Consider the following 24,961-nt stretch of genomic DNA (forward strand, 5'->3'; position numbering starts at 1 on the left):
CCTTACGGGTTCGCGGTTACGGTCGGTGTTACCAACCCGGGTTCACCGGGGTGGGCTCGACGCCTTCGCCCAGAAACGCTGCGGCACGCGCCCGGCGCCCCGGGCCAGGTGACCGGCGACGACAGCGGAACGCATCGCCGACGCCATCCGCTCGGGGTCGGCCGCCCGGGTGACGGCGGTGGACAGCAGGACGGCGTCGCAGCCGAGCTCCATCGCCAGCGTCGCGTCCGAGGCCGTGCCGATTCCGGCGTCCAGGATGACCGGGACGCCCGCGCGCGAAACGATCAGCTCGATGTTGTGCGGATTCCGGATGCCGAGGCCGGTGCCGATGGGCGCGCCCAGCGGCATCACCGCCGCGCAGCCGGCCTCCTCCAGGCGCAGCGCGAGCACCGGGTCGTCGTTCGTGTAGACGAACACGGTGAACCCGTCGGCGGCCAGCCGTTCGGCGGCGTCGAGGGTCTCGATCGGGTCCGGCAGCAGCGTCCGGTCGTCGGCGTGCACCTCGAGCTTGATCAGGTCGGTTTCCAGCGCCTCGCGGGCGAGCTGCGCGGTGAGCACGGCTTCGGCGGCCGTCCGGCAGCCCGCCGTGTTCGGCAGCAGCTCGATGCCGAGCCGTTTCAGCAGCTCGAGGACGCCGGAGCCGCCCTCGGCGTCGGCGCGGCGCATGGCGACCGTGGTCAGCTCGGTGCCGGACGCGACCAGCGCGCGTTCGAGCACGGCGAGGTTGGCCGCGCCGCCGGTGCCGATGATCAGCCGGGACGTCAGCTTGGTCGTGCCGATGACCAGTGGTTCTTCGTCCATTTCAGCCTCCCTGGACCGCGGTGAGCACGTCGAGGACCGCCCCCTTGGGCACGGCGGTGGCCGCCCAGTCGGCGCGGCGGACGACGACGCCGTCGACCGCGACGGCGATCCCCGGCCGCTGCCCGCCGGACGCGTCGAGGACGTCGGCGACGGTGGCGCCGTCCGGGAACGCCGTCCATTCGCCGTTGAGCTTGATCTCCATCACACGTGCTCCTTCTGGTGCAGGCGGGCGGGGGACGCGGCCGCGGTGCCTTCGGGCGGCTCGTCCCCCTCGAGCCAGGCGACCACGGCGTCCGCGGTCACCGGGGCCATCAGCAGGCCGTTGCGGTGGTGCCCGGTCGCGGCGAAAACACCGCCGTCCAAGGCGCCGAGGTACGGCAGCGCGTCCCGGCTGCCGGCCCGCAGGCCGGCGGCGGTCTCGGTCAGCTCGTACTCGGTGATCGCGGGGAAGACGCGCTCGGCGCCTTCGAGCAGCTCGCGCACGCCGCGGGCGGTGACAGCCCGGTCGAAGCCGGCTTCGTACTGGGTGGCGCCGAGGACGAGCTCGGAGCCGCCGCGCGGGACGAGGTAGATCGGGCGGCCTTCGACGACGGCCCGGACGGTGTGCGCAGGCGGCGGCAGGCACCCGCGGCGCGGCTTGAGCCGGAGGATTTCGCCCTTGAGCGGGCGCACGGCGTCGGCGAGCAGCGGGTGCAGCCGTCCGGTCCAGGCGCCCGCGGCGAGCACGACGGCGTCGGCGTCCGGGAGTTCTTCGACGCGCTCGCGCTTGAACCGGACTTGGTGTTTCACACAGGCCGCGTACAGCGCGTCGAGCAGTTTCCGGTTGTCCACCGCCAGGTCGCCCGGGACGTGGAGTCCACTTCGGACGGACCCGAGGCCGGGTTCGAGCCGCTTGGCCGCCCGGCCGGTGAGCCGTTCGGCCGCGCGGCCGAGGGTGTGCAGGTGGCCGGCCAGGATGTCGAGGTGGCCGGCGTCGGCGCTGTCGAAGGCGACGACGAGCGTCCCGTGGCCGGCCAGGCCGGGATCGAAGCCCTCATCACGCAGGTCACGGGCGAAGCCGGGCCAGCGGTTCAGCGACTCTTCGCCGAGGCGCAGGACGTCTTCCTCGCCCGGCCAGGCCTCGGTGACCGGGGCGAGCATGCCGCCGGCCAGCCAGGACGCGCCGCCGCGGGCGGGCTCGGGGTCGTAGAGGGTGACTTTTCGGCCGGTGCGCGCGGCTCGCCACGCCGTGGCCAGGCCGATCACGCCGCCGCCCACCACTGCCAGGTTCGTCATGGAATCACGCTCCCTGCGCCGGCATGACCCGGATCAGGTTCCACGGTCGGAGCGGCAGCTCCCTCTCAGCCCGTGCCTCGGGCTCCCGTGCGGACACCGCCACTTTAACGCGACGGGTACGGTCGCCGCTATGCCCGCCCTCTCCGGTGACAAGATCCGCGCCCGCCTCGACGCGGCGCGCCTGTACCTCTGCACGGACGCCCGCACCGACCGCGGCGACCTGGCCGCCTTCGCCGACGCGGCCCTCGCGGGCGGCGTCGACATCATCCAGCTGCGCGACAAGACCGGCGCCCTGGAGGCGGCCGGCGAGATCGCGGCGCTGGAGGTGCTGGCGGAGGCGTGCGCCCGGCACGGGGCACTGCTGTCGGTGAACGACCGCGCCGACGTGGCGCTGGCGGTGGGTGCCGACGTGCTCCACCTGGGCCAGGACGACATCCCGGTCACGCTGGCCCGCCGCGTCCTCGGCGACGACGTCGTGATCGGCCGCTCGACGCACTCCCTCGACCAGGCCCTGGCGGCGGCCGCCGAGCCCGGCGTGGACTACTTCTGCACGGGCCCGTGCTGGCCGACGCCGACGAAGCCGGGCCGCTCCGCGCCCGGCCTCGACCTGGTGCGCGGAACGGCGGCCTGGACCCCGGACCGGCCGTGGTTCGCGATCGGCGGCATCGACCTCGACCGGCTCCCTTCGGTGCTGGAGGCGGGCGCGTCCCGGATCGTGGTGGTCCGGGCGATCACCGAAGCCGAAGACCCCGAGGCCGCGGCCCGCGAACTGCGGGCCCGCCTGCCCTGAGTCACGGGGGCGGCGTCGCCGCGGCGCCCTTGCTGGTCGGCGGGGTCGCCGTGGTGGCCGGAGCCGAGGTCGACGGCTGGTCCGTCGTCGTGCTCGGCGTGGTCGTCGGGGTCTCGGACGACGTCGTCGGCGCCGTCGAGCTCTGCGAAGGCGGGGTCGTGGTCGTCTCCGTCGGGGACACCTGCGTGTCGTCCGTGCTGGGCGCCGGCGTCGTCACCGGGGTCCTGTCCTGGTGGCCGCCGTTGCCGGTGAAGATCTTGCCGATGCTCGAGCCCGTTCCGCCGCCGATCTGGGTGCCCGTCGCCGACTCGAAGCCGACGATCGACAGGATCGCCACCGCGAACGCCGCCAGGCTCGTGCCGATGATCAACGGCCAGCGCAGCTTCCGCAGCCGCGCGGACAGCCGTGACGGCTCTTCTTCCGGCGGTTTCAGCTGGACCGTCGGCTGGTCGGTGATGTCCACTGCCTGGCCGCGCCGCCGGATCCCCGACGTCGCCAGCTGACGCGCCTTGAGCGCCGCCGCCCGGGTGCGCTCCAGCGAGCGCAGGTACAGCTCGCTGCCGACCGTCGACACCACGCTGGCCACGCCGGCCCCGATCACCGTGCCCGCCACACCCAGCGTCGAGCCGAGCAGCGCCGCGGTCACCGCCGCCAGCGCGGCCGCCAGGACCTGCGCGATCCGCAGGCCGGACTTCTCTTCCTTCTCCTCCGAAGCCGCTACTTTCTCCTTGGTCATGATCCCGATCTAGGTAGTCCGTGTTCTCCCCTGTCCAACGTCTAAGGCGCGTGAGGGACTCCCCTCGTTGCCACGGCGTGAGGAGGACCACTCCGTCTGTCCATATTAGACACTCCAGATCGAACGTTTTCTTGACATACTCGAAACATGGAACTGGTGACGATCTCTGACATCGAGGCCGCCGCGAAGCGTGTCGAAGATGTCGCCGTACGCACGCCCCTGCTGCTCCAGACCTGGGATCCCCGCGGAACCCTGTGGCTCAAACCCGAAAGCCTGCAACCGGTCGGCGCGTTCAAGGTGCGCGGCGCGTTCAACGCCGTCGCCGCCCTCGACGACGCGGCGCGCGCTCGTGGCGTCATCGCGTACTCCAGCGGCAACCACGCGCAGGCAGTCGCGTACGCGGCGCAGCGGTATGGCGTGAACGCGGTGATCGTCGTGCCGGACGTCGCCCCGCGGATCAAGGTCGAGGCCACCCGCGCCTACGGCGCCGAGGTGATCGAGGTGCCGATCGGCGAACACGAGGGGAAAGCGCGCGAACTGGCCACCGAACGCGGGCTGACCCTCGTCCCACCCTTCGACGACGCGGCCATCATCGCCGGGCAGGGCACCGCGGGCCTGGAGATCGCCGAGGACCTGCCGGACGTCGACGTCGTGCTGGTCCCGATCAGCGGCGGCGGGCTGGCGGCCGGGGTCGGCACCGCGATCAAGGCCCGCTGCCCGCGGGCGCGGGTGATCGGCGTCGAGCCCGCGGTGGCCGCGGACGTCGCCGACAGCCTCCAGCGGGGCGAGCTGGTCAGGTGGCCGCAGGCCGACCGCGCCCGCACGATCGCCGACGGCCTGCGTTCGCAGCCGTCGGAACTGACGTTCGCCCATTTGCGGGAAGTCGTCGACCAGATGGTGACGGTCTCCGAGGAGGAGATCCGCGAAGCGGTCCGCGTCCTCGCCCGCAAGGCCCGCCTGGTGGCCGAGCCCAGCGGCGCGGTGACAACGGCGGCGTACCTGTTCCACGCCGCCGAGCTCCCGGCGGGCAAGACGATCGCACTCGTCTCGGGCGGCAACGCCGACCCGGCACTGTTCGCCGAGATCCTGGCCGGCTGAGCCGCGGGTCGCCTCAAGCACCCCAATGTGGCGTTGGTTGCGTCAGATGCACCCAATGTGGCGTTCGGTGCGTCAGATGCACCGAACGCCACATTGGGGTGCTTTGGGGTCAGGAGCCGGCGACGGAGGAGCCGCCGCGGACGTGCGTCGGCGGGCCCTCGACGCCGCAGTGGTAGCACTCGCCCAGGTGGGGGCACTCGTCGTCGGGTTGGGGCTCGGCCGGTGGTGCCAGGACGCCGTTGTGGATGCCCAGCGCGATCAGCCCACCCGCGATGGCCAGCGCCGCGCAGATGATCAGCGCCGTGCGCCAGCCCGCCGTCAGGGCGACCGGGTCGGCGTACGCCTCGCCGGTCAGCCCGGCCGCGGCGGGCAGCACCGCCACCGCCAGCAGGCCGCCCGAGCGGGCGATGGCGTTGTTGACGCCGGACGCGACGCCGGCGTACCGGTCCGGGGCCGCGGCGAGCACCGTCGCGGTCACCGGGGCCACGACGATCGCCAGGCCCAGCCCGAACACCACGACGGCGGGCAGCACCGTGCCGAGGTAGGACGCGCCGGGGGCGATGCGCAGCATCAGCAGCATCCCGATGCCGACGACGATCGGGCCGGCCACCAGCTGCAAACGCGGCCCGATGCGCTGGGCGAGCGCGCCGGAGCGGCCCGAGAGCAGCAGCATGATCACCGTCAGCGGCAGCCCGGCCAGCCCGGACGCGGTCGGCGAGTAGCCGAGCGACACCTGCAGCTGCATGACCAGCAGCATCATCACGCCGCCGAGCGCGGCGTAGACGACGAAGGTCAACGCGTTCGAGAGCGTGAACGTGCGGTCGCGGAACAGCGACGGCGGCACGAGCGGTTCGCGCGAGCGGTGCTGGACGACGACGAACGCGGCCAGCCCCGCGATCCCCAGCAGGCCGGCGACCAGCACCAGCGGGTCGCCGATGCCGCGCGCGGGCGCCTCCACCAGCGCGCCGGTGACCCCGGCGAGGCCGAGGGCGCCGAGGGCGGCGGCGCCGAAGTCCGGGTGCCCGGTGGCGTCCGGGTCGCGGGACTCGGGGACGAACCGGCGTGCCATGAGCACCACGGCGACCGCGATCGGCACGTTGATGAGGAACGCCAGCCGCCACGACCACACCTGCACGAGGAAGCCGCCGAGCAGCGGCCCGGCCGCGGCCGCGATGCCACCGAGGCCGGACCAGGCGCCGATCGCGCGGGCGCGGGCGTCGTGCGCGAAGGACGCCTGGAGGATCGCGAGCGACCCCGGCGTCAGCAGCGCGCCGCCGATCCCCTGCAGGATCCGCATCGCGACGAGCATCTCGGTCGACGTCGCCGCGGCGCACAGCCCGGACGCGACGCCGAACCAGACGACGCCGACGAGGTACACGCGGCGCCTGCCGTACCGGTCGCCGAGCGAACCGGCGACCAGGATCAGCGCGGCGAGCGCCAGCAGGTAGCCGTCGAGGATCCACTGCAGCCCCGCCACGGAGGCGTTCAGCTCGGCGCCGATGCGGGGCAGCGCGACGTTGACGATGGTGCCGTCGAGCATCGCCATGCCGGAGCCGAGGATCGTGGTGGCGAGGACGCCGCGCGCCGCGCCGGTCCCCCACCGGATCCCGGTGTCTTCCGCAGAGTTCACCGGCCAACTCCACCGCGCCCGGAGACCCCCGTCAACCGCGGGGGTGCTCCGGCGCCGGGCTCACGGCAGCAGCGTCGTCACGAACTTGTAGCGGTCACCGCGGTAGACCGAGCGGGCGAACTCGACCGGCTTGCCGTCCGTGGCGAACGAGTGGCGGGTCAGCATCAGCACCGGCATGCCGACGTCCGCGCCGAGCATTTCCGCTTCCTGCGGCCCGGCGAGCGACGTCTCGATCGTCTCTTCCGCGCGTTCGAGTTCGACGCCGTAGTGCTCGCGTAGAACGGCGTACAACGAACCGCCGGCCGAGACGTGCTTGCGCAGCCCGCGGAACCGGCCGAGCGGCAGGTGTGTCGTCTCGAGCGCCATCGGCTGCGAGTCCGCCAGTCGAAGCCGTCGAAGGCGAAGGATTTTCGCGCCGGTCCGGATCGCGAGCAGCTTCGCGAGGTCGCCCTCGACCGGCATTTCCTCGACTTCCAACAGTTTCGACGACGGCTTCAGGCCCTGCTTGCGCATGTCTTCGGTGTAGGAGGACAGCTGCAGCCGCTGCGCGAGCTTCGGTTCGGCCGCGAAGGTGCCTTTTCCCTGCACCCGGTGCAGGCGGCCCTCGGCGGTCAGGTCGGCCAGCGCCTGGCGCACGGTGGTGCGGGAGACCGTGAACTCCCCGGCGAGCGCGCGTTCGGTCGGGATCGGCGACCCCGGCGGCAGCACGTCCAGCAGGTCGAGGAGGTGCTGCTTCAACGCCCAGTACTTGGGCTCGCGCTGCCCGCGCATCCCGGCGACGGCGCCCGCCTCGCCCGTGGTGGTGGTCTCCAACATGCCCGGCTCCCTATGTCTTCCCTCATCGCACGCCACGTCCCCGTAAGAAACGTACCCTTTTCCCCAAACGCGCCGCCCCTATAACATTGGTCTAGACCTGACCGACGCCGCCTGAGTCCGGTACATAATGCCGGAGGTGGAGAGGAAAATGATGACCGAACAACGGCCCGGCGCGCACATGGCCGCGGAGATCGCCCAGCAGCCGGACGTCCTGGCCGGACTGGTGGCACGTCAGGCGGAAATCGCGGAAGTGGCGGAAAAGATCTCACAGCGGCCGCCGCGGTTCGCGTTGCTCGCCGCGCGTGGATCGAGCGACCACGCAGCGTTGTACGCGAAGTACCTGATCGAGGTACTGCTCGGCCTTCCGGCCGGTTTGGTTTCCCCGTCCACGGCGACGTTGTACGGCGCGCGGCCCGATCTGCGGGACGTGCTGTTCGTCACCGTCAGCCAGAGCGGCGGCTCCCCCGACCTGATCGAGGTCACCGAAACGGCGCGGCGCCAGGGCGCGCTGACGGTGTCGGTCACCAACACGCCGGACTCGCCGCTGCGGGCGGCGTCCGAGCTCGGCGTCGACATCGGCGCCGGCGTCGAGAAGGCCGTCGCGGCCACCAAGACGTACTCCGCGACGCTGATGGCGCTGTACCTGCTGATCGACGCGGTGCGCGGCGGCAAGGCGGCCGACGCCGAGAAGATCGGCGAGCTGGCGCAGCAGACGCTCGACGGCGCCACCGAAGGCGTGCAGCGCGCGGTCGACCGGTACCGCTTCGTGGACCGGGTCCTCACCACCGGCCGCGGCTACTCCTACGCCAGCGCGCTCGAAGGTTCGCTCAAGCTGGCCGAGACCAGCTACCTCGCCGCCCGCGCGTACAGCGGCGCGGACCTGCTGCACGGCCCGGTGGCGGCGGTGGACGGCGAGACCGCCGTCCTCGCGGTGACCAGCGCCGGGCACGGCGGCCGCGCGATGCACGAGGTCCTCGAAGCCGTCGGCAAGCGCGGCGCGGACGTCCTCGCGGTCGGCTCGGCCGCCGCCGAGGTGCCCGCGGCGCTGCGCATCGACGTCGCGCCGACGGTCGAGGAGCTGGCGCCGATCCTGGAGATCCTGCCGATCCAGCGGATCGCGCTCGGGCTGTCGCTGGCCCGCGGCGGCGACCCGGACAGCCCGCGCGGCCTGCTGAAGGTGACCAAGACCCGGTGAGCTTCGCGGTGGGCGTCGACGCCGGCGGCACCTCGACCAGGGCCGCCCTGGTCGACGCCGCCGGCACGGTGCTGGGCACCGGGCGCGGCGAAGGCGCCAACCCCAACGCGCACGCGCCGGAGGTCGCCGCGGGCCGCATCGCCGGCGCGATCACCGCGGCGCTCGGCGACCGCGACCCCGGCGCCGTGCGGGCGTGCGTCGTCGGCATGGCCGGGGTCAGCAAGCTGAGCGACAGAGGCGTGGCGGCGGTCTTCGACGCGGCATGGACGCGAATCGGTCTCACGTGTGCGGTCCGGACCGTCGCCGACGCCGAAGTGGCGTACGCGTCGGCGACGCCGGCCCCGGACGGAACGGTCGTGGTCGCCGGAACCGGTTCGATCGTGGGCCGGATCCGCAAGCGGCGGCTCGCCGGCACGACCGGCGGCTACGGCTGGCTGCTCGGCGACGAAGGGTCCGCGTTCTGGCTCGGCCGCGAAGCCGTCCGCTCCACATTGGAGGCACTCGGACGCGGGCGGCCGCTCGACGGACTGCCGTCGGCGGTGCTCGGCGCCGCGCTCGGACTGTCCGGTTTGGACGTCCGGGGCGACGCCGGGCGGCTGGCCGCGTCCCGGGCGTTGATCACGGCGGCCAACGCCGAGGCACCGGTCCGGCTCGCCCGGTTCGCCCCGTTGGTGAGCGCGGCGCACGACGCGGGCGAGCCCGCGGCCCGGGAGATCGTCGCCCGCGCGGCCGGGCATCTCGCCGAAAACGCCCTCGCGGCGCGCGAGCCCGGCGAGTCGACGCCGGTCGTGCTCGTCGGCTCCGTGCTCACCGGAGCGAGCCCGGTCGGCGAGCTCGTGCGCCGCCGGCTGGCCGGTCTCGAGGTGCTGACCAGCTCCGATGGGGTGCTCGGGGCGGCGTGGCTGGCCGCACTGGACGCCTTCGGCGAGGCGGCGCCGCGGCCCCGGGCGTAAGGATATTGAGCAAAACGCGGCGCAAAGACGCGAAAACGTCGACTGAACCCGGGTAGTCCGGGTACCGTAGGCAGTGGCCCCCGGACCCTCCCCCCTCGCCGGGGGCCGCCTTATGCCCCGGGTACGTCGTCCGATCGGGTTTCCGGAGCCAGGCGCAGGCCGGGATGCTCCGGCGGCAACGCCCGGTAGAGCACCCAGCCACTGACCGCGACGGTGAGCGCGACGAGCGGCCAAGACAGCACCGTGCGGGCCACGCCGAGCGCGACCACCTGGCCGGCCCACCACAGCAGGCCGTACACGACCACTCGCAGGGTGTACTGGAGCACCCACACCCAGCTGGCCCGCGAGTAGGCCTTGAGCAGCGCTTCGTCACGGCGCCAGCGCGTCTTCTGCCCCAGCAGCAGCCCGACGACCACGCCGAGCAGCGGCCAGCGCACGACGACGCTGGCCGCCCACAGCAGCGCGCTGGCCACATTGGACATCAGCTGCAGCAGGAAGAAGTCCTGGGCGCGGCCGGTGTGCAGGGCGATCAGCGCGGCCGCGACGACGGCGGCGAGGCTGACGACCAGCGCGCGCACCTTGCCCCCGCCGGCGATCCGGAAGATCCCGACCGCGACGGCGACCGCGACGGCGGCACCGGCACCCCAGGCAACGGACTGACCGGCCGCGAGCCAGCCGGCGACGAAGCCGACGGGCGGGATACTGGCGTCGAGGGCGCCCCGGCGGCCACCGAGGATCTGCGCGAGCGACTCACGGGGTTCTCCGGACACGTGTCCAGCCTGCCGGATCGGGTCCGGGACTCCCCGGGCAGGGAGATTTTCGCCACATCGGGTGCCGGTTTTGCCTCCGAGTGTGCTGTTTCACGGCATGCCGAAGGTGAAGACTACGTAATGGAGAGGCGCAGAAGGCCGACAAGATAAGACACTGTTACCGCAGGCTGAACGCCCGGGGGTGGAGCGGGTTTGCGGCCGATCGTTAGTTGAGGGTGTACAACTACATGTCGGGGTGTGTCGGTCGCAGGAGTCGTCGCAGGATGGGGAAGGGGACCCACGTGTACGGATTCGACAGCTACGTAGCCCTCGGTGACAGCTTCACCGAGGGGCTCAACGACAACCTGCCGGACGGCTCTTTCCGGGGGTGGGCCGACCGGCTCGCGGAGGTGCTGGCGGCCGGCCGCAGCGACTTCCGGTACGCCAACCTGGCCCTGCGGGGCAAGATGCTCGACGAGATCCTGGACGAGCAGCTGCCGATCGCCCTGGAGCTCAAGCCCGACCTGGTGACGCTGTGCGCGGGCGGCAACGACATCATCGTCCCGGGGGCGGACGTGGACGCGGTGACGGAGCGCCTGGAGGAGGGCGTGGCGAAGCTGCGCGAGGCGGGCATCCCGGTGCTGATGTTCAACGGCCCGGACACCAAGGTGCTGTCGGTGATGTCGGTGCTGCGCGGCAAGGTGGCGATCTACAACACGAACCTGTGGGCGATCGCGGAGCGCCACGGAGCCCGCATGGTCGACCTGTGGACGATGGGGCCGTTGCACGACCGCCGCGCCTGGAGCGACGACCGGCTGCACTTTTCCCCGGAAGGCCACGCGCGGATCGCGTTGAAGGCGGCGGAGGTGCTGGGGATCCCGGTGGAGGCGGACTGGCGCGAGCCGTGGCCGCTGGAGGAGCACCCGAACCGCTGGATCGATTCGCGGCGGTCGGATTTGACGTGGACGAAGGTGCACCTGCTGCCGTGGATCCGGAGGCAGCTGCGGGGCGAGTCGATGGGGGACGGGTTGTCGCCCAAGCGGCCGAAGCTGGCGCCTTTGGTGCCGTTGGACGTGCTCGAGGTGCCGGACAAGGCGCGGCAGCAGCAGGCCAGCTGAGGGGGCTGCTTTCGGTTCGGGCGGCGTTTCGCCGGGGGCTTTCGCCGGAGGGCTGCGACTCGGTGGGCTGTCGCCCGGCGGGCCTTCGCCGGGGCTTCCGCTCGGCGAACTGTCGCCCGGCGAGCTTCGGCTCGGCGAGCTTTCCGCCGGCGAGTTTTCCGCCCGGCAAGTTCGGCAGGCCCTCCGCTCGGCGAGCTTTCCGCCGACCGGAACCTGCAGCCGGCAAGTTCGGCGGGCCTCCACTCCGGCGGAGCCCACCCTCCCTGGGGGAACCACCCGTCTCCAGCCTACCGCCCACCCCCGACGGAAAGTGCCCAACCGATCACAAACCCCCGAGTTGTCCACATGTCGACTTGCCTGGGGACAACTTGTGGATACCACCCGGATTCAGGTCGCCATCCCGCCACGCCCGGCTTACAGTCCCTTTATGCGTCAGCGCTGGATCCTCGTGGTCCCGGTTGCGGTGCTGGTCACAGCGCTGCTCGCGGGGGTCGCCACCTGGACTCAGGCCGGCCGGCTCGAACGTGACCTCACCGCCCGGGCCCAGGCCGCGCTCTTCGAAGCCGGGCTGCCCACCGGCGATGTGCGCTTCGACGGCCGGGATGCCACCCTCAGCGGCTTCGCGCCCGGGCAAGCGCTGCGAGCCCTCGAAATCGTGCAGAACGTCGACGGTGTCCGGGCCGCCAAGGTCAACGGTGACGTCACCCCCGTGGCGCCGAGCCCCACCACCACGCCCAGCACCCCCAGCCCGCCACCGAGCACACCGCAAACCACCACCGCCCCACCGCCCACCGACAAGGCCGGCGTGCAGGCCGAGATCGACCGGATGCTCGCCGAGTCGCCCATCGCCTTCGAGCCCGATACGGCGAAGCTCACCCCCGAAGGCGAGCAGGCCGCCCGCAGCATCGCGATCGCCCTCGTCAAGGCGCCCGCGAGCTTCCGGTTCCGCGTCACCGGGCACGTCGCGCAGGGCCCCGGCGGCGAGAGCGCCGCGCTCAAACTCTCGCGGGACCGCGCCCGGGCCGTCGTGCGGATCCTCACCGCCAACGGGCTGGCGGCCAAGCGCGTGACGTACCGGGGGCTGGGCGACACCCGGCCGGCCACCGAGGGCGAAGAAGACCGGCGTGTCGAAGTCACGGTCGTTTGAGGGGTGATGAGCTGATGTTCTGGCTGTTCGGGCAGATCTGGCTGTGGCTGATCGTCGCCTTCGGCCTGGGCGCGCTGACCTCGTGGCTCGTGCTGCGCGCGACCCAGCGACCGCGGCCCGCGCAGGAGCCGGAACCCGAAGAAGAACCGCCGTACGAACCGCCGCCGCCCCTCTCGACCGAGCAGACCCAGTTCATCCCGGCCGCCTGGGCGCAGCACCCACCCGACCGGCGCACGGCACCCGGCACCGCCGAAGACGACGACGCCGAAGAAGCCGGCCATCGCGAAGGGCACCTGCCGCTGCCGCCGCAGCGCGGTGCGCAGGCCGAAGACTGGCCCACGGAAGAAGAGCCCGCCTGGCCGGAGTCCGACGAGGCCCCGCAGTGGCCGCAGCAGCCTGGGCGCAGTGGCTGACACCCATCCTGGTAAGTTCGGCTACGCACTGTGAGCGAGGCCTGAGGAGGGGGTGGAGTGGCGCTCCCCCATTGGACGCCGCAGCAGGTCCTGCCGCCGGGCCGGCACGCGGGTGACCTCGCCGACGTCTACGAACGCCTGGTGTTCGACGCCCCGCACCAGAACGAACGCGAGATCCTGTTCAGCGCGCTCAACAGCTACCTCGGCGTCGCCCGGCGGATCATCCCGTCCGGCCGCGCCTGGATCGGCGGCGAGCTCATCACCCGGACCGCCCACCCGCCGCGCGGCCTCGACGTCGTCCTCATCCCGGACGAATGGGGCGCGCTCAAGCGGCTCGACGACGCCGGCCGGTCCGCGCTCTACGGCCTGCTCACCCTGCGCGGCGTGATCGTCGGGCAGCCGGCGATGTACCTCGACCAGGTGCAACCGGTCGGCGGCATGCTGGACGGCTTCCTGTGCCGCCCCGGCGACGAAGACGTGTGGGCCGAGGTCTGGGCCGAAGGCGGCAGGGGCTACCCGGAGATGATCTGGTGAGGAACGAGTTCCGGCGCATCGCCGACGAGATCCCCGGCGGCACGTGGCTCGACGACCTGGCCCGCGCCTCCGCGATGGCGGCGAACGCCAAGTTCGAGCGGACGTCCCGCTCGCCGCTGCTGCACGTCTCGGTGATCGGCGAGCAGACCATCGACGCCTACACCTTCTCCGACATCAGCCGCGCGCTGCAGGACGCGACCGCGAAGATCGGGCACATCATCCGGAACCCGTCCGGCGAGGTCACCCAGGTCCAGCAGACCGACCGCGACAAGGCGCCGCTGATCCAGCGCGGCCAGGCGGGCAACGCGATCTTCTTCGGCTTCCCCGAGCCGCTGGCCGACGACGCCCTGATCGTCGACGGCATCGAGACGCTGTCCGAGCGCGCGGTCAAGGAGCTCTGCGACTTCCTGCCGGCGAACGGCTCGGACGACGGCGCGCTCGACGCCGTGCTGCTCCAGCGCGACACCGTCCGCAACGCGGTGAGCGACATCGTCAACGCCGTCGCGAAGAACGCCGGCATCGGGATGGCGCTGACGCCGACCGCGGGCGAGCAGGTCACCCGCAGCATGACCACCGAGCAGGCGCGGATCCTGCAGGGCAGCCTCCGCGAGTCCCGCGAAGAGGTCGGCTACGAGACCGTGCGCGGACGGCTCGACGGCGTCCGCACGCGGCGCCGCATCTTCTACCTCGACCGCGAGTCGGGCGGCACGATCCAGGGCGCGGTGGCCCCTGACCTGCTCGACCAGATCAAGGAGAACCTCGACCGTCCGGTGACAGCCCGGCTACGCGTCGTGCGGACGACGACGATCGACGGCCGCCGCGGCCGGCCCGTCTTCGAACTCCTCGAAATCACGCCCGAAGTGAGCCTTTTCGACTGAGAAGTCCGGTATGCGACTTTCGTCTTGAACGCCGGTACCGACGGTCGTCGTGGGCCGAACAGCCACGAAAACAGTGGGAACTCCGATATTCTTCCCATTGATCACCAGGCCACACCATGCCCGCGTTGTCAGGAAATATCGATACCTGCCCGCAAATGGTGGGACAATGACTTTTTCCGGAATGTAACAATTTCGTTCGAGGCCACACTTATGGGTTAACGTCGTCGCACTCCCACCCGAAGGGGTTCGCATGATGACCGACCCGCAGTACCCGCCGGCCACCGCGCGCCACGGCCGGCCCGCGCCGCCGGTGACGGCTACGGAGCGTCGTCAGGCCAACGCGAGGCCCGCGCGGAACATCCTGGCGATCGCCGGACTCCTGCTCGGCGTGGCCGCGCTGGGTGTCACCTTCGTCCCGGACCTCGAGTTCGTCGCGTGGCCGCTGGGCGGGATCGGGCTGGTCCTGGCGATCGCCGGGCTGGTCAAGGTCAAGAAGGGCACCGCGGGCGACCACGTGCTGGCGATCACCGCCACCGTCGTCACGGCCGCCTCGCTGCTCACGGCGGCCGGGATGCTGCTGTACTCGACCTTCTTCGGCAACGGCGAGTCCGGGCTGCACCTGCCCGCGGTGGCCGGTGACAAGCACACCGTGACCTTCCAGATCACCTCCGCCGGCGGCGCGACCGTGCGCTACGGCAGCCTCAATGACCAGCGCACCGAAAACGCGCCCGCCAGCACCGACGCGTGGGAGGGCCAGGCCTCCTACAACAACGGCTCCTACCTGCTGACGCTCACCGCGGACACCCGCAATGCGACGGTCAGCAACGAAATCAGCTGCGCCATTCTGGTCGACGGCAAGAAGGTCGCGGAAAACAGCGGCACGACGATCGCGCTCTGCACGGCGAACGTCGGCTGAGCAGGCACTGAGCGGACACCGGGCGAGCCCGCCTGGCGACCGGCCGGCCTACCCCCACGTCGGCCGGCCGGGCCGCCACGAGCCGCTCCTGGCGGCTCCGGGCCCCGCCGCGGTTTTCCCGTACGGGGCCTGGCGCCGGCGTCTCAGCCTGCCCCTCCCCTAGGGCTCTGCCGGCACCGCCGAACCTACGCGGACGGCGTCCGCGCCCACTAAGAATCCACTAAGGATTCAGCGCGCGGGCCGGGTCGTGACCCATTCGCAACGAAATTCCCGAACGGCGAAAGTGCCGGAATGCGGCTCACTGCAGATCGGCGAGTTCGGTGCGGACCTCACCGACGAGCTTCGGGTGCACGCGCTCGTAAATGCGCACCGACAACGCCAGTTGTTCGCGCGCGCCGTCGATGTCGCCGCCGGCCCGCAGGACCCGGCCCAGCGTCAGCCGCAGCGTCCCTTCCCGCGCGAGGAACTCGCGGCTGATCGCCAGGTCGATCGCCTCCCAGACGTACCGCTCGGCCGCCTCGAGGTCACCGGCCCGCAGGCTGAGCTCGGCCAGCTTGTCCAGCGACACGACGATCTGGTCGTCGTCGCCCAGTTCGCGGTCGATCCGCAGGCCGGCCCGCTGGTGGGCGATCGCGTCGGCGAGCCGGCCCGCCCGTTTCTCCGCCTGCGCGCAGCTGCCGAGCGCCTGCCCGCGCAGGGCGGTGTCCGGAGCGTTCGCGACCGCCGCGGCCAGCCACTCGATGGCCTTCTCATGGTCGCCGAGCCGGCTCAGCGCGCGCCCGAGGTGCAGGTCCACCGAGGTGCGCAGCCGCCGGTCGGCCGACGCGGCGGCCAGCTCCGCCGCCCGTTCGGCGTCGGCGAGTCCGAACCCCGGCAGCTCGAACGTCAACGCGATCTCGCACCGCGCGAGCAGCAGCCAGCACTGCCCCTCGACGTCGCCCGCGGCTTCGGCGGCGGCGACGCCGAGGTCGGCCATCCGCGTCCACTCGTCCAGCAGCGGGCACGCGACGCGGTAGGTGTGCGCCAGCCGGGCCAGCCGCCAGACGTCGTCGTGGCGGCCCGCGGCGTCCGCGGCGTCGAGGACGGCCAGGAGGTTCGGCCACTCGGCCGCGAACCAGTCCCGCGCCTCGGAAACGCCGGTGAGCGGCGGCATCGCGTCGGCGGCGAGGACGTGGGAGAAGTCGAGCGGGTCGGCGACGCGGCCGAGCAGGCGCCGCGCCCGGTCGGCGACCGCCTGGTAGTAGCGGACCATCCCGCCGAGGGCCTCTTCGCGCTCCTTCTCGCCGAGTTCCTGCTCCGCCAGCTCACGGAGGTACAGCCAGACGAGGTCGTGCGGCACGAAGACGTCGCGCTCGGTCTCGAAGACGAGGTTGTGCGCGGCCAGCGCGCGCAGCCGCCGCCGGGCCTCGGCCACCGGGATCTGCGCGACCGCGGCCATCACGTGCGGCCCGACCAGCACGCCGGGCACCGCGCCGAGCTGCAGGAACGTCTCGGCGACTTCGCGGGGCAGGCCGCGGAAGGAGACGTCGAACGCCGCGCGGACGCTGTCGTCGGCGCCGTCGACCTGCAGCCCCGCGAGCCGGGTGCGCTCGTTGCCGAGTTCGTCGACCAGCTCCTCCGCGGTCCGCTGCGCGCTCGCCGAGAGCCGCGCGCCGGCGATCCGCAGCGCCAGCGGGAGGTAGCCGCAGAGCCGCGCCAGTGCGTGGTTGAGGCTCGCCGGCCCGGCGAGCTCCTCGATGAGCCGCACGGCGTCGTCCGGGGCGAGCGTGCCCAGCACGCGCTGCTTGGCCGCGTTCGAGACGGCGAGGCCGTCGAGCCGCGACCGGCTGGTCACCACCGTCATCGTCCGCGCGCTCGGCGGCAGCAGCGGGCGCACCTGCTCGGCGGTGCGGGCGTCGTCGAGCAGCACCAGCATCCGCCGTCCGGCGATCAGCGACCGGTAGAGGGCGACGCGTTCGTGCAGCAGCTCCGGGATCTTCGCGGTTTCGACGCCGAGGCCGAGCAGGAACTGGGTGAGCAGCTCGGCCGGCTCCAGCGGCGGGTGGTGCGGGTCGAAGCCGCGCAGCGACGCGAACAGGACGCCGTCGGGGAAGCGCGGCGCGACCCGGTGCGCCCACCACACGACCAGCGTGCTCTTGCCGACCCCGGCGGTACCGGTGACCACGGCGATCGTCGTCTGCCCGGCCTCGGCCCTGGTCACCAGGCCGTCGAGCCAGTCCAGCTCGTCGTCGCGCCCGGCCAGGCTCGGCACCGCCGCGGGCAGCTGCGAAATCGCTTTCGCCGGCTCGGCGCCGGCCGCCGGGGCGACGACGTTCCGCGGCGGGAGGTCGTCGTTGAGCACGCGCTCGTGCAGCCAGCGCAGCTCGGCTCCGGGCTCGACGCCGAGGGTGCGCAACGTCGCGCGCGAGACGGTCCGGTACAGCTCGAGGGCGTCCCCGCGGCGGCCCGCGTGGTAGAGCGCCCGCATCAGCTGGCCCGCGGTCCGCTCGGCCAGCGGGTCGGCCCGGACGATCGGGCTGAGCTCGACGATCAGCTCCGCGTGCCGGCCGAGCTCGAGGTCGGCGTCGACGCGGGCGCCGTGCACGGCGCGGCGGAGGTCCTCCAGTTCGGGGGCCCGCAGCGAGTCGGGCACCCCGCCCAGCGCGGGGCCCTGCCAGAGCGCGAGCGCTTCGGCGAGCAACGCGGCGGCGACGTCCGGGGTGGCCACGGACGCGCGGTCCAGCAGCGTGCGCGCCCGGTGGACGTCGATCCGGTCGGGCTCGACGTCCAGCCGGTAGCCCGGCGGGGTGGTGAGGATGCGCGGGCCGTCGAGGTCGCGCAGGACCCGCCGCAGGTGGGAGACGTTGCCGTGGACGATGGTGCGCGCGGTCGCCGGTGGGTCGTGGCCCCAGAGGGCGTCGATGATCTCGTCGAGCCCGACGACCTTGCCGGGCTTGAGCGCCAGCAGCGCGAGCAGGCCGCGGACACCCGGCCCGCCGATCGGGACGGGGTCGTCCCCGTGGAAGAGCTGGACGGGCCCGAGCAGCTGAAGACGGGTTGGGGCCATGCGCGCGCCCACCTCCCCGGCTCCACGGTGTCCCGGCGTCGCCCTCGCCGGAAAAGTCAACCTACCGTGATGGGCGGGCGGCGAATACCGCCCCACCGGGCCAGGACCAGGCCCTATCGCGGGCGCTGCGGAATCCGCAGCCGCCGTCCGGAGGGCCTGCGATTGGCGCGGACATGACAGGACCCCGCACCACCGGTCCCGATCCGGTCGTGCGGGGTCGCTGTCGAAACTTCCGGCCGGGCCGCCAGGGGGCCGGTCCGCCCGTCCGCCACCGAGGGCAACCGGGCAGGTGAGCTCACCCCGAGCGAAGTACCCGCCGCCGGCCGTCCGCGAAGACGTGTTGCGCGGGCCACACACCCACGCGGTGGCGACACGGTAACAGGGCGCACCGGGCCGGTCACCGGCGGGTGGGGTAACGACTCAGCGCCTGATCGGCGTCGAGTCGCGGCCCGCGATGAAGGCCGGCCGTGGCGCGCTCGCCGCGAACGGCTCCTGCAACGCGTTCTCCACGCTGTTGAACACCAGGAAGATGTTCGAGCGCGGGTACGGCGTGATGTTGTTCCCGGAGCCGTGCATGATGTTCGAGTCGAACCACAGGGCCGAGCCCGCCTGGCCGGTGAACTGGTCGATGCCGTGCTCGGCCGCCATCTTGGTGATGTCTTCCTCGCTCGGCACGCCCACCCGCTGGTCCTTGAGCGAGCTCTTGTAGTTGTCGTCCGGCGTCTCGCCCGCGCACTGGACGAACGTCCGGTGTGAGCCCGGCATGATCATCAAGCCGCCGTTGAACGGGTAGTTGTCGGTCAGCGCGATGGAGCAGCTGACCGCGCGCGGGGCCGGCATGCCGTCCTCCGCGTGCCAGGTTTCGAAGTCCGAGTGCCAGTAGAACCCGGTGCCCTTGAAGCCGGGCATGTAGTTGACGCGGCTCTGGTGGATGTACACCTCGGAGCCGAGCAGCTGCCGGGCCCGGTCCAGCACGCGCGGGTCGCGCACCAGCTCGGCGATCAGGGCCGAGATCTCGTGGACGTCGAAGATCGACCGGACCTCACCGGTCTTCGCCTCGGTGATCACGCGCTCGTCACGGGCCAGCTCCGTGTCGGAGGACAGCCGCACCAGCTCCTGCCAGTACGTCTGGACCTCCCCGACGGAGAGCATGTCCTCGACCACGGTGTAGCCGTTGGTCTCGTGGTTCGCCAGCGTGGCGGCGTCGATCGGGCCGTCGGCTTCGGTACCCCACACCGTGGGGTGCACGCGCGGCAGGTGGGCCGGCGTACCGGTGATCCGGGTCGGGTAACCGTCGTCGACCCGGGTGTCCGTCAGCGTCACGGGCTTCGCCTCCTGTTTTCCTCTCCGGTTTATGCGTCTTCGGTGATCAGCGGGTACACACCGTTCTCGTCGTGCACCTCGCGGCCCGTCACCGGCGGGTTGAACACGCACACGCACTTGATCTCGGTCCTGGGCCGGACCTGGTGCTTGTCGTGGTCGTTGAGCAGGTAGAGCGTGCCGGGCTTGAGCTCGTAGACCTTGCCGGTGGCCAGGTCCTCGATCTCGCCCTCGCCGGAGGTGATGAACACCGCCTCGATGTGGTTGGCGTACCAGAAGTCGTTGACCGTCCCCGCGTACAGCGTGGTCTCGTGCACCGAGAAGCCGACGCCTTCCTTGGCGAGGATGATTCTCTTGCTGCGCCAGTTCGGGGTCTTGATGTCGGCGTCGGTGTCGGTGATCTCGTCGAGCGTGCGGACGAGCACGGGTACTCCCTTACTTGGTCAGGACGGCCTTGACGGACTCGTCGATGATCGACAGGCCCTGCGTCAGCTCGTCGTCGGTCAGCGTCAACGGCGGCAGCAGCTTCATGACTTCGCCGTCGGGACCGGAGGTTTCCATCAGCAGGCCGCGCGCAAACGCTTCCGCGCAGACCCGGCCGGCCAGTTCGCCGCTGCCGAACTCGATGCCGCGCGCCAGGCCGCGACCCTTCGCGATCAGGTTCGCCTCGGGGTAGGCCTCGACGATGCCGCTGAACGCGCTCGCGATGCGCTCGCCCTTCGCCTTCGTCGACTTCTCGAGCTCGTCGTCGCTCCAGTAGGCGTCGATCGCTTCCCTGGCGGTGACGAACGCCGGGCTGATCCCGCGGAAGGTGCCGTTGTGCTCGCCCGGCTCCCAGACGTCGAGCTCCGGCTTGATGAGCGTCAGCGCCATCGGGATGCCGTAGCCGCTGATGGACTTCGACAGGCAGACGATGTCCGGCGTGATCCCGGCATCCTCGAAGGAGAAGAACGGGCCGGTGCGGCCGCAGCCCATCTGGACGTCGTCGAGGATCAGCAGGATGCCGTGGCGCTTGCAGAGGTCGTCGAGGCCCTTCAGCCACTCCAGGCGCGCGGCGTTGATGCCGCCCTCGCCCTGCACGCCCTCGACGATCACCGCGGCCGGCTCGTTGAGCCCGCTGCCGGAGTCTTCGAGGAGCTTCTCGAAGTAGAGGAAGTCCGGCATCGCGCCGTCGAAGTACTTGTCGTACGGCATCGGGGTGGCGTGCACCAGCGGAACACCGGCGCCGCCGCGCTTCATCGAGTTGCCGGTGACCGACAACGCGCCCAGCGTCATGCCGTGGAAGGCGTTGGTGAAGTTGATGACCGCTTCCTTGCCGGTCACCTTGCGCGCCAGCTTCAGCGCGGCCTCGACGGCGTTCGCGCCGCCCGGCCCGGGGAACACGACCTTGTAGCCGTACCCGCGCGGGTCGAGGACCTTGTCGCGGAAGGTCTGCAGGAAGTCGCGCTTGGCCACGGTGAACATGTCGAGGGCGTGGGTGACGCCGTCGCGCTGGATGTAGTCGATCAGGGCCTGCTTCAGCTGCGGGTTGTTGTGCCCGTAGTTCAGCGCGCCGGCCCCGGCGAAGAAGTCCAGGTAGGGCTTTCCGCTCTCGTCGTGCAGCCAGCTGCCCTGCGCGCGGTCGAACACGACCGGCCAGCCGCGGCTGTAGCTGCGGACTTCGGATTCGAGCTCTTCGAAGATGCTCATGTGTTTTTTTCTCTCCTCAACGCCCGGATTCGTCGGCGCGGTCAGTTCGCCGGCACTGTCAGCGGACCGATGCGGTAAAGCTCTTCGGGCAGGTGCCTGGCTTCGGGGAAATCCTCGCCGCCGAACAGCACACTGGTTTCCACCGCGGCATTCCACCGCTTCGCGAACGACGCGAACAGCCGGATCGACGCCTCGTTGTCCGGGGTGATCGTGGTCTCGAGGTAACGCACGCCTTCGTCGACCAGACGCCTGTACAGCGCGTCTAGCAGGGCTCCGGCCAGGCCTTTTCCGCGCTGCGAACGGTCGACGGCGACCTGCCAGACGAGCGCCGAATCCGGCGCGTCCGGCCTGCGGTAGGCGATGACGAATCCGACCGCTCTGCCGTCCTCACGCGCAACCACCGATGTCTCGGCGAAATCGCGGCACCACAGCATGTATGCGTACGGCGAGTTGAGATCGAGCTTGGCGGAATCACGCGCGATTCGCCACAGCTCCGCGCCGTCCGCCTTGGTCGGGGATTCGATCAAGTGCGTTACGGACATACTCAGGAAACGTAACAGAGAATTTTCCGCCTGCCAGCGATGCAGCTCACGACCCCCGCGATGACCTGCGGCGACGCGATGTACCCGGTGAGCAGTCACACAAACATGTTTGAAGTGGACGATGCCTGGGCACACGCGCGCTCGGAGCGCGGACCCGCGGTCCGCGCCCTACCCGCACCATGACCCCAAACCGGACTGATCGCAAGGCGACGGGCCGGAAACGCTCAGCGCGAGCTCGCCGCCGGAGTGCGCTCCGAAGCCCGTTTCCGGGGCGCGCGCCCGGCCACGGCGAGCACGACGCCCTTCGCTTCCCGGGCCCGGGCGCGGCGGTGGCCGAGCCGGCGCACGAGGCTGTTCACCGGGGTCACCACGGCGGGCAGGATCAGCAGCCCGGAGACGACCAGCCACCACACCGCGCCCTCGCCGCGGCGCCAGCCGGCCACGACGTCACCGAGCCAGCCGAAGAACGGCCGCGCGAGCGGCGGCAGGAACGCCGCCAGCAGCAGCGCCGCCACGACCAGCGTGCCCAGCGCGGTGCACAGCCACCGCACTTTGCGGCCCGACGTGAGCAGCGCCGTCACCAGGTAGACGGCCGCGCCCGCGAGGACGGGGAGGCCGACCCACTGCAGCACCGCGCCCCCGTTGTTGCCGATCACGAGCCCGGCCAGCAGCGCCAGGAGCCCGGCCGCGAGCGATCCCGCGGTACCGAGCCGGGACGCGCCCTGCGAGACCCGCGCCGTGCTCCTGGCGACCGTCCGCAGCAGGCCCGCGACCGTCTGCGGCCAGCCGCCGGGCAGCCGGAACGCGACCGTCCCGGCGTTGACCGTGGCGGCGCCGAGCGCGACGAGCGTCCTGGTCAGCCGCGCGGTGCCCTGCTCCCCGGCGAACTTCTCGTCCGAGACGCGACAGGCCTGGAACTGGGCCTGCGCGGCGGCGACGCCGACCGGCGGAAGGTCCCCGGCCAGCGCCTTCGCGATGTCCGGGCGGTCGTCGGCGTCGTAGCGCGACGCGAGGGTGACGACCGGCAGCTCCTCCGCGGCGATCTCCGCCTGCCGCGCCCGGGCCAGCACCATGGCCGTCACCGGCAGGCTGATCGGGCGTTCGGCGTCCGGCTTGTCGACCGGGCCGAGATCGGCGTCGAGGCCGAGGAAGGCGAGTTCGGCCGTCAGCTGGTCACGCAGCTGTTCCGCCTCGTCCGGGGTGCACCGGTCGCGCTGCTCGTCCGGCGTGCGCCAGCCGGGCTTGAGCGCGGCGACGAGCTCGTCGCGGAACCGGTCCCGCCCGAGGATGTCGCGCAGTGTTTCGAGGCGAACCGGGTCGAGCAGGCACTGGACCAGCCAGCCGGCGCCGTCGACGCGGCCCCACATCCAGTCGCTGGCCCGCCACGACGCCTTGTAGAAGGCGCCGAAGTAGCTCGCCTGCATGCCGGTCAGCTTGTCCCACGACCGGCGCCGCGTCATGTCCAGCAGCGTCCGCGAATCGGCGCTGACCTGCACGAGGTCGACGCGCTGGTCGACCGACGGCGCCTGCGCGAGCAGGCCGCGCGTCGCCACGTGGAGGGTGAGCAGCCGCGCCTGGACGACGTCGGCGGTGCCCGCGCCGTCCGGCCCCAGTGCCAGCCAGTCCAGCAGGGTCGTGACGGAATCCGCCCGCTCCGGCGCGGCTTCGGCCAGCGCCCGCAACACCGGTGCCACCGACCGCAGGCCCTCGACCACCAGCGGCCACGCCTCGGCGACGGCGGCCGTCTTGGCCGGCGCGACCCATTCCCGGGCGAGTTTCCCGATCCACGTCTCCAGCGAGCTGCCGCCAGGCCCGGAGTGCTCGGTGACCCACTGTCCCAGCCGCTTGCCCCGGGCGGCGGTCCGGCGTGCCTCGTGCAGTTTTTCCCGCGCGGCGTTGAGTTCCTGCGCCCGGCCGGCGTCGCCCTGCAGGCGGAAGCCGGCGTTGATCAGCTGCAGGCCGATCGCGACGGCGTCGTCGAGCGCGGTCGTCCGATAGGCGATCAGGTCGGCCACCGGCACGCGCGCGGGCGGCGGCGTGGCCGGGATGTCACCGCGGAGCCCCGCCACGGCGATGTCCCGCAGCCGCCGCGACAACCCGGAGGCCCATTGGGTGCCGGGTTCGGCCAGCGCGTACCGGCGGGCGGCGACCCGCACCAGCTCGGCGGCGTCCTCGGCGGTCCGGCGCTCGCGGTACGCGGCGGCGATCCGCGCGTCGACCAGGTGTTCCGGCCCGCCACGCAGGCCCAGCGCGGCCAGCGAGACGCGGGTGTCGCGGGCGCGGAGCACGGCGTCGTTGTGGCGGGTCAGGTCGTCCAGCTCGGCGCTGATCGACTGGCTCATCACGGTGTTGACGACCTTCGCCATCGCGTTCGACAACAGCGGCGGGTCCGCCGGATCGCACCCGGCGGCGCCGGTTTCGCCTTCCCCGGTCGGCACGACGTAGAGCAGCAGCCGCCGGACGTCGGCGTGTGACGGGCGCTCGAAGATTTCGCGCAGCGCGGGCCGCAGCGGCTTGTTGAGCAGCACACCGCCGTCGGTCAGCCAGTGCGAGCGGGTCAGCTCGGTGTACGGAGTCATGTCGGGGTGCAGCCGGTCGGCGCCGCCGGTGCCGATCGGCATCCGCGACAGCTCGAACGCGCCGGGGAAGGACGCGGTGGAGCGGGCCGCCAGCGCGAGCGGCCCCTCCACCCCGACAGTCCACAATGGACCACAGAACCGGAAGAGCATCCGGTGTTCGGTGTCCCGCACCAGGTTCCCGAGCGCGTCGTCGAACCGGGTGGTCTCGCCGTCGATCATCGTGCCGGTGAGCAGCACGGTGATGTCGGGGTCGTCCGTGGGCGGAGTGCCTTCGGCGGTGATCTGCCGCAGCGCCCGTTCGACGTCGCCGAGCAGCACCCGATCGCCGTCGAGCACCGACCGCGGCTGCCCCTCCTTGGCGTCGCGGATCAGGTTCTCGAGCGAGCCGGTGGTGATCCAGGTGTCCCGCAGGACCTGCGGGCTCGACTTGAAGGCTTCGGCCAGGCCCAGGCAGGCGGCGTTGATCCCGCCGGCGCTGGTGCCGGTGAGGACGTCGATCGAGACGCTCGCGCGCAGGACGTCGAGCAGCTTCCGGTAGAGGCCGGGCGGCGTGTCCCGGCGTGACTCCCGCAGCAGCTGCGATGTCTCGGTGGCGACGCCGCCCATCCAGATGGCCAGGCTGGCCCCGCCGACCATGGTCATCGCGAGGCGGATTTCCTGCTGCCACGGTTCCGCGGTTCCGGCCATGGGAGTTCTCCCGTCTTCCCGACGCAGAGTAGAGGCGGCAGGAGCCGGC

Annotated in this window: 23 protein-coding genes and 1 riboswitch; of the genes, 10 read left to right on the top strand and 13 right to left on the bottom strand. The window is 72.0% G+C overall.

Annotated features, from left to right (window positions below):
- Positions 1-42 precede the first annotated feature (42 nt).
- The 3 genes from I4Q55_RS07710 to thiO form a co-directional block, all read right to left on the bottom strand.
- Positions 43-801, bottom strand: coding sequence for a thiazole synthase (locus I4Q55_RS07710; RefSeq protein ID WP_206785311.1), 759 nt, complete (start codon positions 799-801; stop codon positions 43-45).
- A gap of 1 nt (position 802) precedes the next feature.
- Positions 803-1,003, bottom strand: coding sequence for a sulfur carrier protein ThiS (gene thiS / locus I4Q55_RS07715; protein WP_206785312.1), 201 nt, complete (start codon positions 1,001-1,003; stop codon positions 803-805).
- Positions 1,003-2,076: a glycine oxidase ThiO gene (gene thiO / locus I4Q55_RS07720; RefSeq protein WP_206785313.1), complete on the bottom strand. Its 1,074-nt coding sequence runs from the start codon at positions 2,074-2,076 to the stop codon at positions 1,003-1,005. Before thiO ends, thiS begins: the two co-directional genes overlap by 1 nt.
- A riboswitch (TPP riboswitch) is annotated at positions 2,070-2,175 on the bottom strand. It overlaps the preceding gene by 7 nt.
- 31 nt (positions 2,176-2,206) lie before the next feature.
- On the opposite strand from thiO, the gene thiE reads away from it, so the two are divergent.
- The gene (gene thiE / locus I4Q55_RS07725; protein ID WP_206785314.1) at positions 2,207-2,866 is read left to right on the top strand and encodes a thiamine phosphate synthase; all 660 of its coding nucleotides are present in this window, start codon (positions 2,207-2,209) and stop codon (positions 2,864-2,866) included.
- A 1-nt stretch (position 2,867) separates the two neighbouring features.
- Here thiE and I4Q55_RS07730 read toward each other — a convergent pair whose 3' ends face one another.
- Positions 2,868-3,602: a hypothetical protein gene (locus tag I4Q55_RS07730; protein WP_206785315.1), complete on the bottom strand. Its 735-nt coding sequence runs from the start codon at positions 3,600-3,602 to the stop codon at positions 2,868-2,870.
- A gap of 147 nt (positions 3,603-3,749) precedes the next feature.
- Here I4Q55_RS07730 and I4Q55_RS07735 point away from each other — a divergent pair, with 147 nt between their 5' ends.
- Positions 3,750-4,700 (top strand): threonine/serine dehydratase, encoded by a 951-nt coding sequence (locus I4Q55_RS07735; protein WP_206785316.1) that lies wholly within the window; start codon positions 3,750-3,752, stop codon positions 4,698-4,700.
- A gap of 109 nt (positions 4,701-4,809) precedes the next feature.
- On the opposite strand, the gene I4Q55_RS07740 is transcribed toward I4Q55_RS07735, so the two are convergent.
- Both I4Q55_RS07740 and I4Q55_RS07745 read right to left on the bottom strand, forming a co-directional pair.
- Entirely contained in the window at positions 4,810-6,330 is a 1,521-nt protein-coding gene (locus I4Q55_RS07740; RefSeq protein WP_206785317.1) for an MFS transporter, read from the bottom strand.
- Positions 6,331-6,390: 60 nt separating this feature from the next.
- Positions 6,391-7,146: a GntR family transcriptional regulator gene (locus I4Q55_RS07745; RefSeq protein ID WP_206785318.1), complete on the bottom strand. Its 756-nt coding sequence runs from the start codon at positions 7,144-7,146 to the stop codon at positions 6,391-6,393.
- Positions 7,147-7,294: 148 nt separating this feature from the next.
- On the opposite strand from I4Q55_RS07745, the gene I4Q55_RS07750 reads away from it, so the two are divergent.
- Together I4Q55_RS07750 and I4Q55_RS07755 are read left to right on the top strand one after the other, a co-directional pair.
- A complete protein-coding gene (locus tag I4Q55_RS07750) occupies positions 7,295-8,341 on the top strand; it encodes an SIS domain-containing protein (protein WP_206785319.1) in 1,047 nt (348 codons plus the stop codon).
- The gene (locus I4Q55_RS07755) at positions 8,338-9,294 is read left to right on the top strand and encodes an N-acetylglucosamine kinase (protein ID WP_206785320.1); all 957 of its coding nucleotides are present in this window, start codon (positions 8,338-8,340) and stop codon (positions 9,292-9,294) included. Before I4Q55_RS07750 ends, I4Q55_RS07755 begins: the two co-directional genes overlap by 4 nt.
- A gap of 110 nt (positions 9,295-9,404) precedes the next feature.
- On the opposite strand, the gene I4Q55_RS07760 is transcribed toward I4Q55_RS07755, so the two are convergent.
- Positions 9,405-10,064, bottom strand: coding sequence for a DUF3159 domain-containing protein (locus I4Q55_RS07760; protein WP_206785321.1), 660 nt, complete (start codon positions 10,062-10,064; stop codon positions 9,405-9,407).
- 281 nt (positions 10,065-10,345) lie between these two features.
- Here I4Q55_RS07760 and I4Q55_RS07765 point away from each other — a divergent pair, with 281 nt between their 5' ends.
- From I4Q55_RS07765 to I4Q55_RS07790, 6 genes are all read left to right on the top strand, one after another.
- Entirely contained in the window at positions 10,346-11,161 is an 816-nt protein-coding gene (locus I4Q55_RS07765; protein ID WP_206785322.1) for an SGNH/GDSL hydrolase family protein, read from the top strand.
- Positions 11,162-11,588: 427 nt separating this feature from the next.
- On the top strand, positions 11,589-12,308 hold the full coding sequence (locus tag I4Q55_RS07770) for an OmpA family protein (protein WP_242545481.1): 720 nt from the start codon (positions 11,589-11,591) through the stop codon (positions 12,306-12,308).
- A 14-nt stretch (positions 12,309-12,322) separates the two neighbouring features.
- Positions 12,323-12,721: a hypothetical protein gene (locus I4Q55_RS07775; protein WP_206785323.1), complete on the top strand. Its 399-nt coding sequence runs from the start codon at positions 12,323-12,325 to the stop codon at positions 12,719-12,721.
- A 57-nt stretch (positions 12,722-12,778) separates the two neighbouring features.
- Positions 12,779-13,255, top strand: a complete 477-nt coding sequence (locus I4Q55_RS07780; RefSeq protein WP_206785324.1) for a hypothetical protein — start codon at positions 12,779-12,781, stop codon at positions 13,253-13,255.
- Positions 13,252-14,133, top strand: coding sequence for a hypothetical protein (locus I4Q55_RS07785; RefSeq protein ID WP_086852001.1), 882 nt, complete (start codon positions 13,252-13,254; stop codon positions 14,131-14,133). The genes I4Q55_RS07780 and I4Q55_RS07785 overlap by 4 nt, the downstream gene beginning before the upstream one ends.
- 250 nt (positions 14,134-14,383) lie before the next feature.
- A complete protein-coding gene (locus I4Q55_RS07790) occupies positions 14,384-15,049 on the top strand; it encodes a DUF4190 domain-containing protein (RefSeq protein WP_206785325.1) in 666 nt (221 codons plus the stop codon).
- Between the two features lie 298 nt (positions 15,050-15,347).
- Here I4Q55_RS07790 and I4Q55_RS07795 read toward each other — a convergent pair whose 3' ends face one another.
- The 6 genes from I4Q55_RS07795 to I4Q55_RS07820 form a co-directional block, all read right to left on the bottom strand.
- A complete protein-coding gene (locus I4Q55_RS07795; RefSeq protein ID WP_206785326.1) occupies positions 15,348-18,095 on the bottom strand; it encodes a BTAD domain-containing putative transcriptional regulator in 2,748 nt (915 codons plus the stop codon).
- Between the two features lie 420 nt (positions 18,096-18,515).
- Entirely contained in the window at positions 18,516-19,418 is a 903-nt protein-coding gene (gene thpD / locus I4Q55_RS07800; RefSeq protein WP_206785327.1) for an ectoine hydroxylase, read from the bottom strand.
- 29 nt (positions 19,419-19,447) lie between these two features.
- Positions 19,448-19,840, bottom strand: coding sequence for an ectoine synthase (locus tag I4Q55_RS07805; protein WP_206785328.1), 393 nt, complete (start codon positions 19,838-19,840; stop codon positions 19,448-19,450).
- A gap of 10 nt (positions 19,841-19,850) precedes the next feature.
- Positions 19,851-21,104: a diaminobutyrate--2-oxoglutarate transaminase gene (gene ectB / locus I4Q55_RS07810; protein WP_206785329.1), complete on the bottom strand. Its 1,254-nt coding sequence runs from the start codon at positions 21,102-21,104 to the stop codon at positions 19,851-19,853.
- Positions 21,105-21,145: 41 nt separating this feature from the next.
- Positions 21,146-21,646, bottom strand: coding sequence for a diaminobutyrate acetyltransferase (gene ectA / locus I4Q55_RS07815; protein WP_206785330.1), 501 nt, complete (start codon positions 21,644-21,646; stop codon positions 21,146-21,148).
- Positions 21,647-21,870: 224 nt separating this feature from the next.
- Positions 21,871-24,912, bottom strand: coding sequence for a patatin-like protein (locus I4Q55_RS07820; RefSeq protein ID WP_206785331.1), 3,042 nt, complete (start codon positions 24,910-24,912; stop codon positions 21,871-21,873).
- Between the last annotated feature and the right edge of the window lie 49 nt (positions 24,913-24,961).

Origin of the sequence: Amycolatopsis sp. MtRt-6 (assembly GCF_017308975.1) — a bacterium.
In the GTDB taxonomy this organism is placed as follows: Bacteria; Actinomycetota; Actinomycetes; order Mycobacteriales; family Pseudonocardiaceae; genus Amycolatopsis.

Coding starts and splice junctions, on each gene's coding strand:
- I4Q55_RS07730 (WP_206785315.1), bottom strand. CDS start 3,602: ATGACCAAGGAGAAAGTAGCGGCTTCGGAGGAGAAGGAAGAGAAGTCC.
- thiS (WP_206785312.1), bottom strand. CDS start 1,003: ATGGAGATCAAGCTCAACGGCGAATGGACGGCGTTCCCGGACGGCGCC.
- ectA (WP_206785330.1), bottom strand. CDS start 21,646: ATGTCCGTAACGCACTTGATCGAATCCCCGACCAAGGCGGACGGCGCG.
- thiO (WP_206785313.1), bottom strand. CDS start 2,076: ATGACGAACCTGGCAGTGGTGGGCGGCGGCGTGATCGGCCTGGCCACG.
- I4Q55_RS07745 (WP_206785318.1), bottom strand. CDS start 7,146: ATGTTGGAGACCACCACCACGGGCGAGGCGGGCGCCGTCGCCGGGATG.
- ectB (WP_206785329.1), bottom strand. CDS start 21,104: ATGAGCATCTTCGAAGAGCTCGAATCCGAAGTCCGCAGCTACAGCCGC.
- thiE (WP_206785314.1), top strand. CDS start 2,207: ATGCCCGCCCTCTCCGGTGACAAGATCCGCGCCCGCCTCGACGCGGCG.
- I4Q55_RS07770 (WP_242545481.1), top strand. CDS start 11,589: ATGCGTCAGCGCTGGATCCTCGTGGTCCCGGTTGCGGTGCTGGTCACA.
- I4Q55_RS07795 (WP_206785326.1), bottom strand. CDS start 18,095: ATGGCCCCAACCCGTCTTCAGCTGCTCGGGCCCGTCCAGCTCTTCCAC.
- I4Q55_RS07710 (WP_206785311.1), bottom strand. CDS start 801: ATGGACGAAGAACCACTGGTCATCGGCACGACCAAGCTGACGTCCCGG.
- I4Q55_RS07750 (WP_206785319.1), top strand. CDS start 7,295: ATGATGACCGAACAACGGCCCGGCGCGCACATGGCCGCGGAGATCGCC.
- I4Q55_RS07735 (WP_206785316.1), top strand. CDS start 3,750: ATGGAACTGGTGACGATCTCTGACATCGAGGCCGCCGCGAAGCGTGTC.
- I4Q55_RS07790 (WP_206785325.1), top strand. CDS start 14,384: ATGATGACCGACCCGCAGTACCCGCCGGCCACCGCGCGCCACGGCCGG.
- I4Q55_RS07820 (WP_206785331.1), bottom strand. CDS start 24,912: ATGGCCGGAACCGCGGAACCGTGGCAGCAGGAAATCCGCCTCGCGATG.
- I4Q55_RS07775 (WP_206785323.1), top strand. CDS start 12,323: ATGTTCTGGCTGTTCGGGCAGATCTGGCTGTGGCTGATCGTCGCCTTC.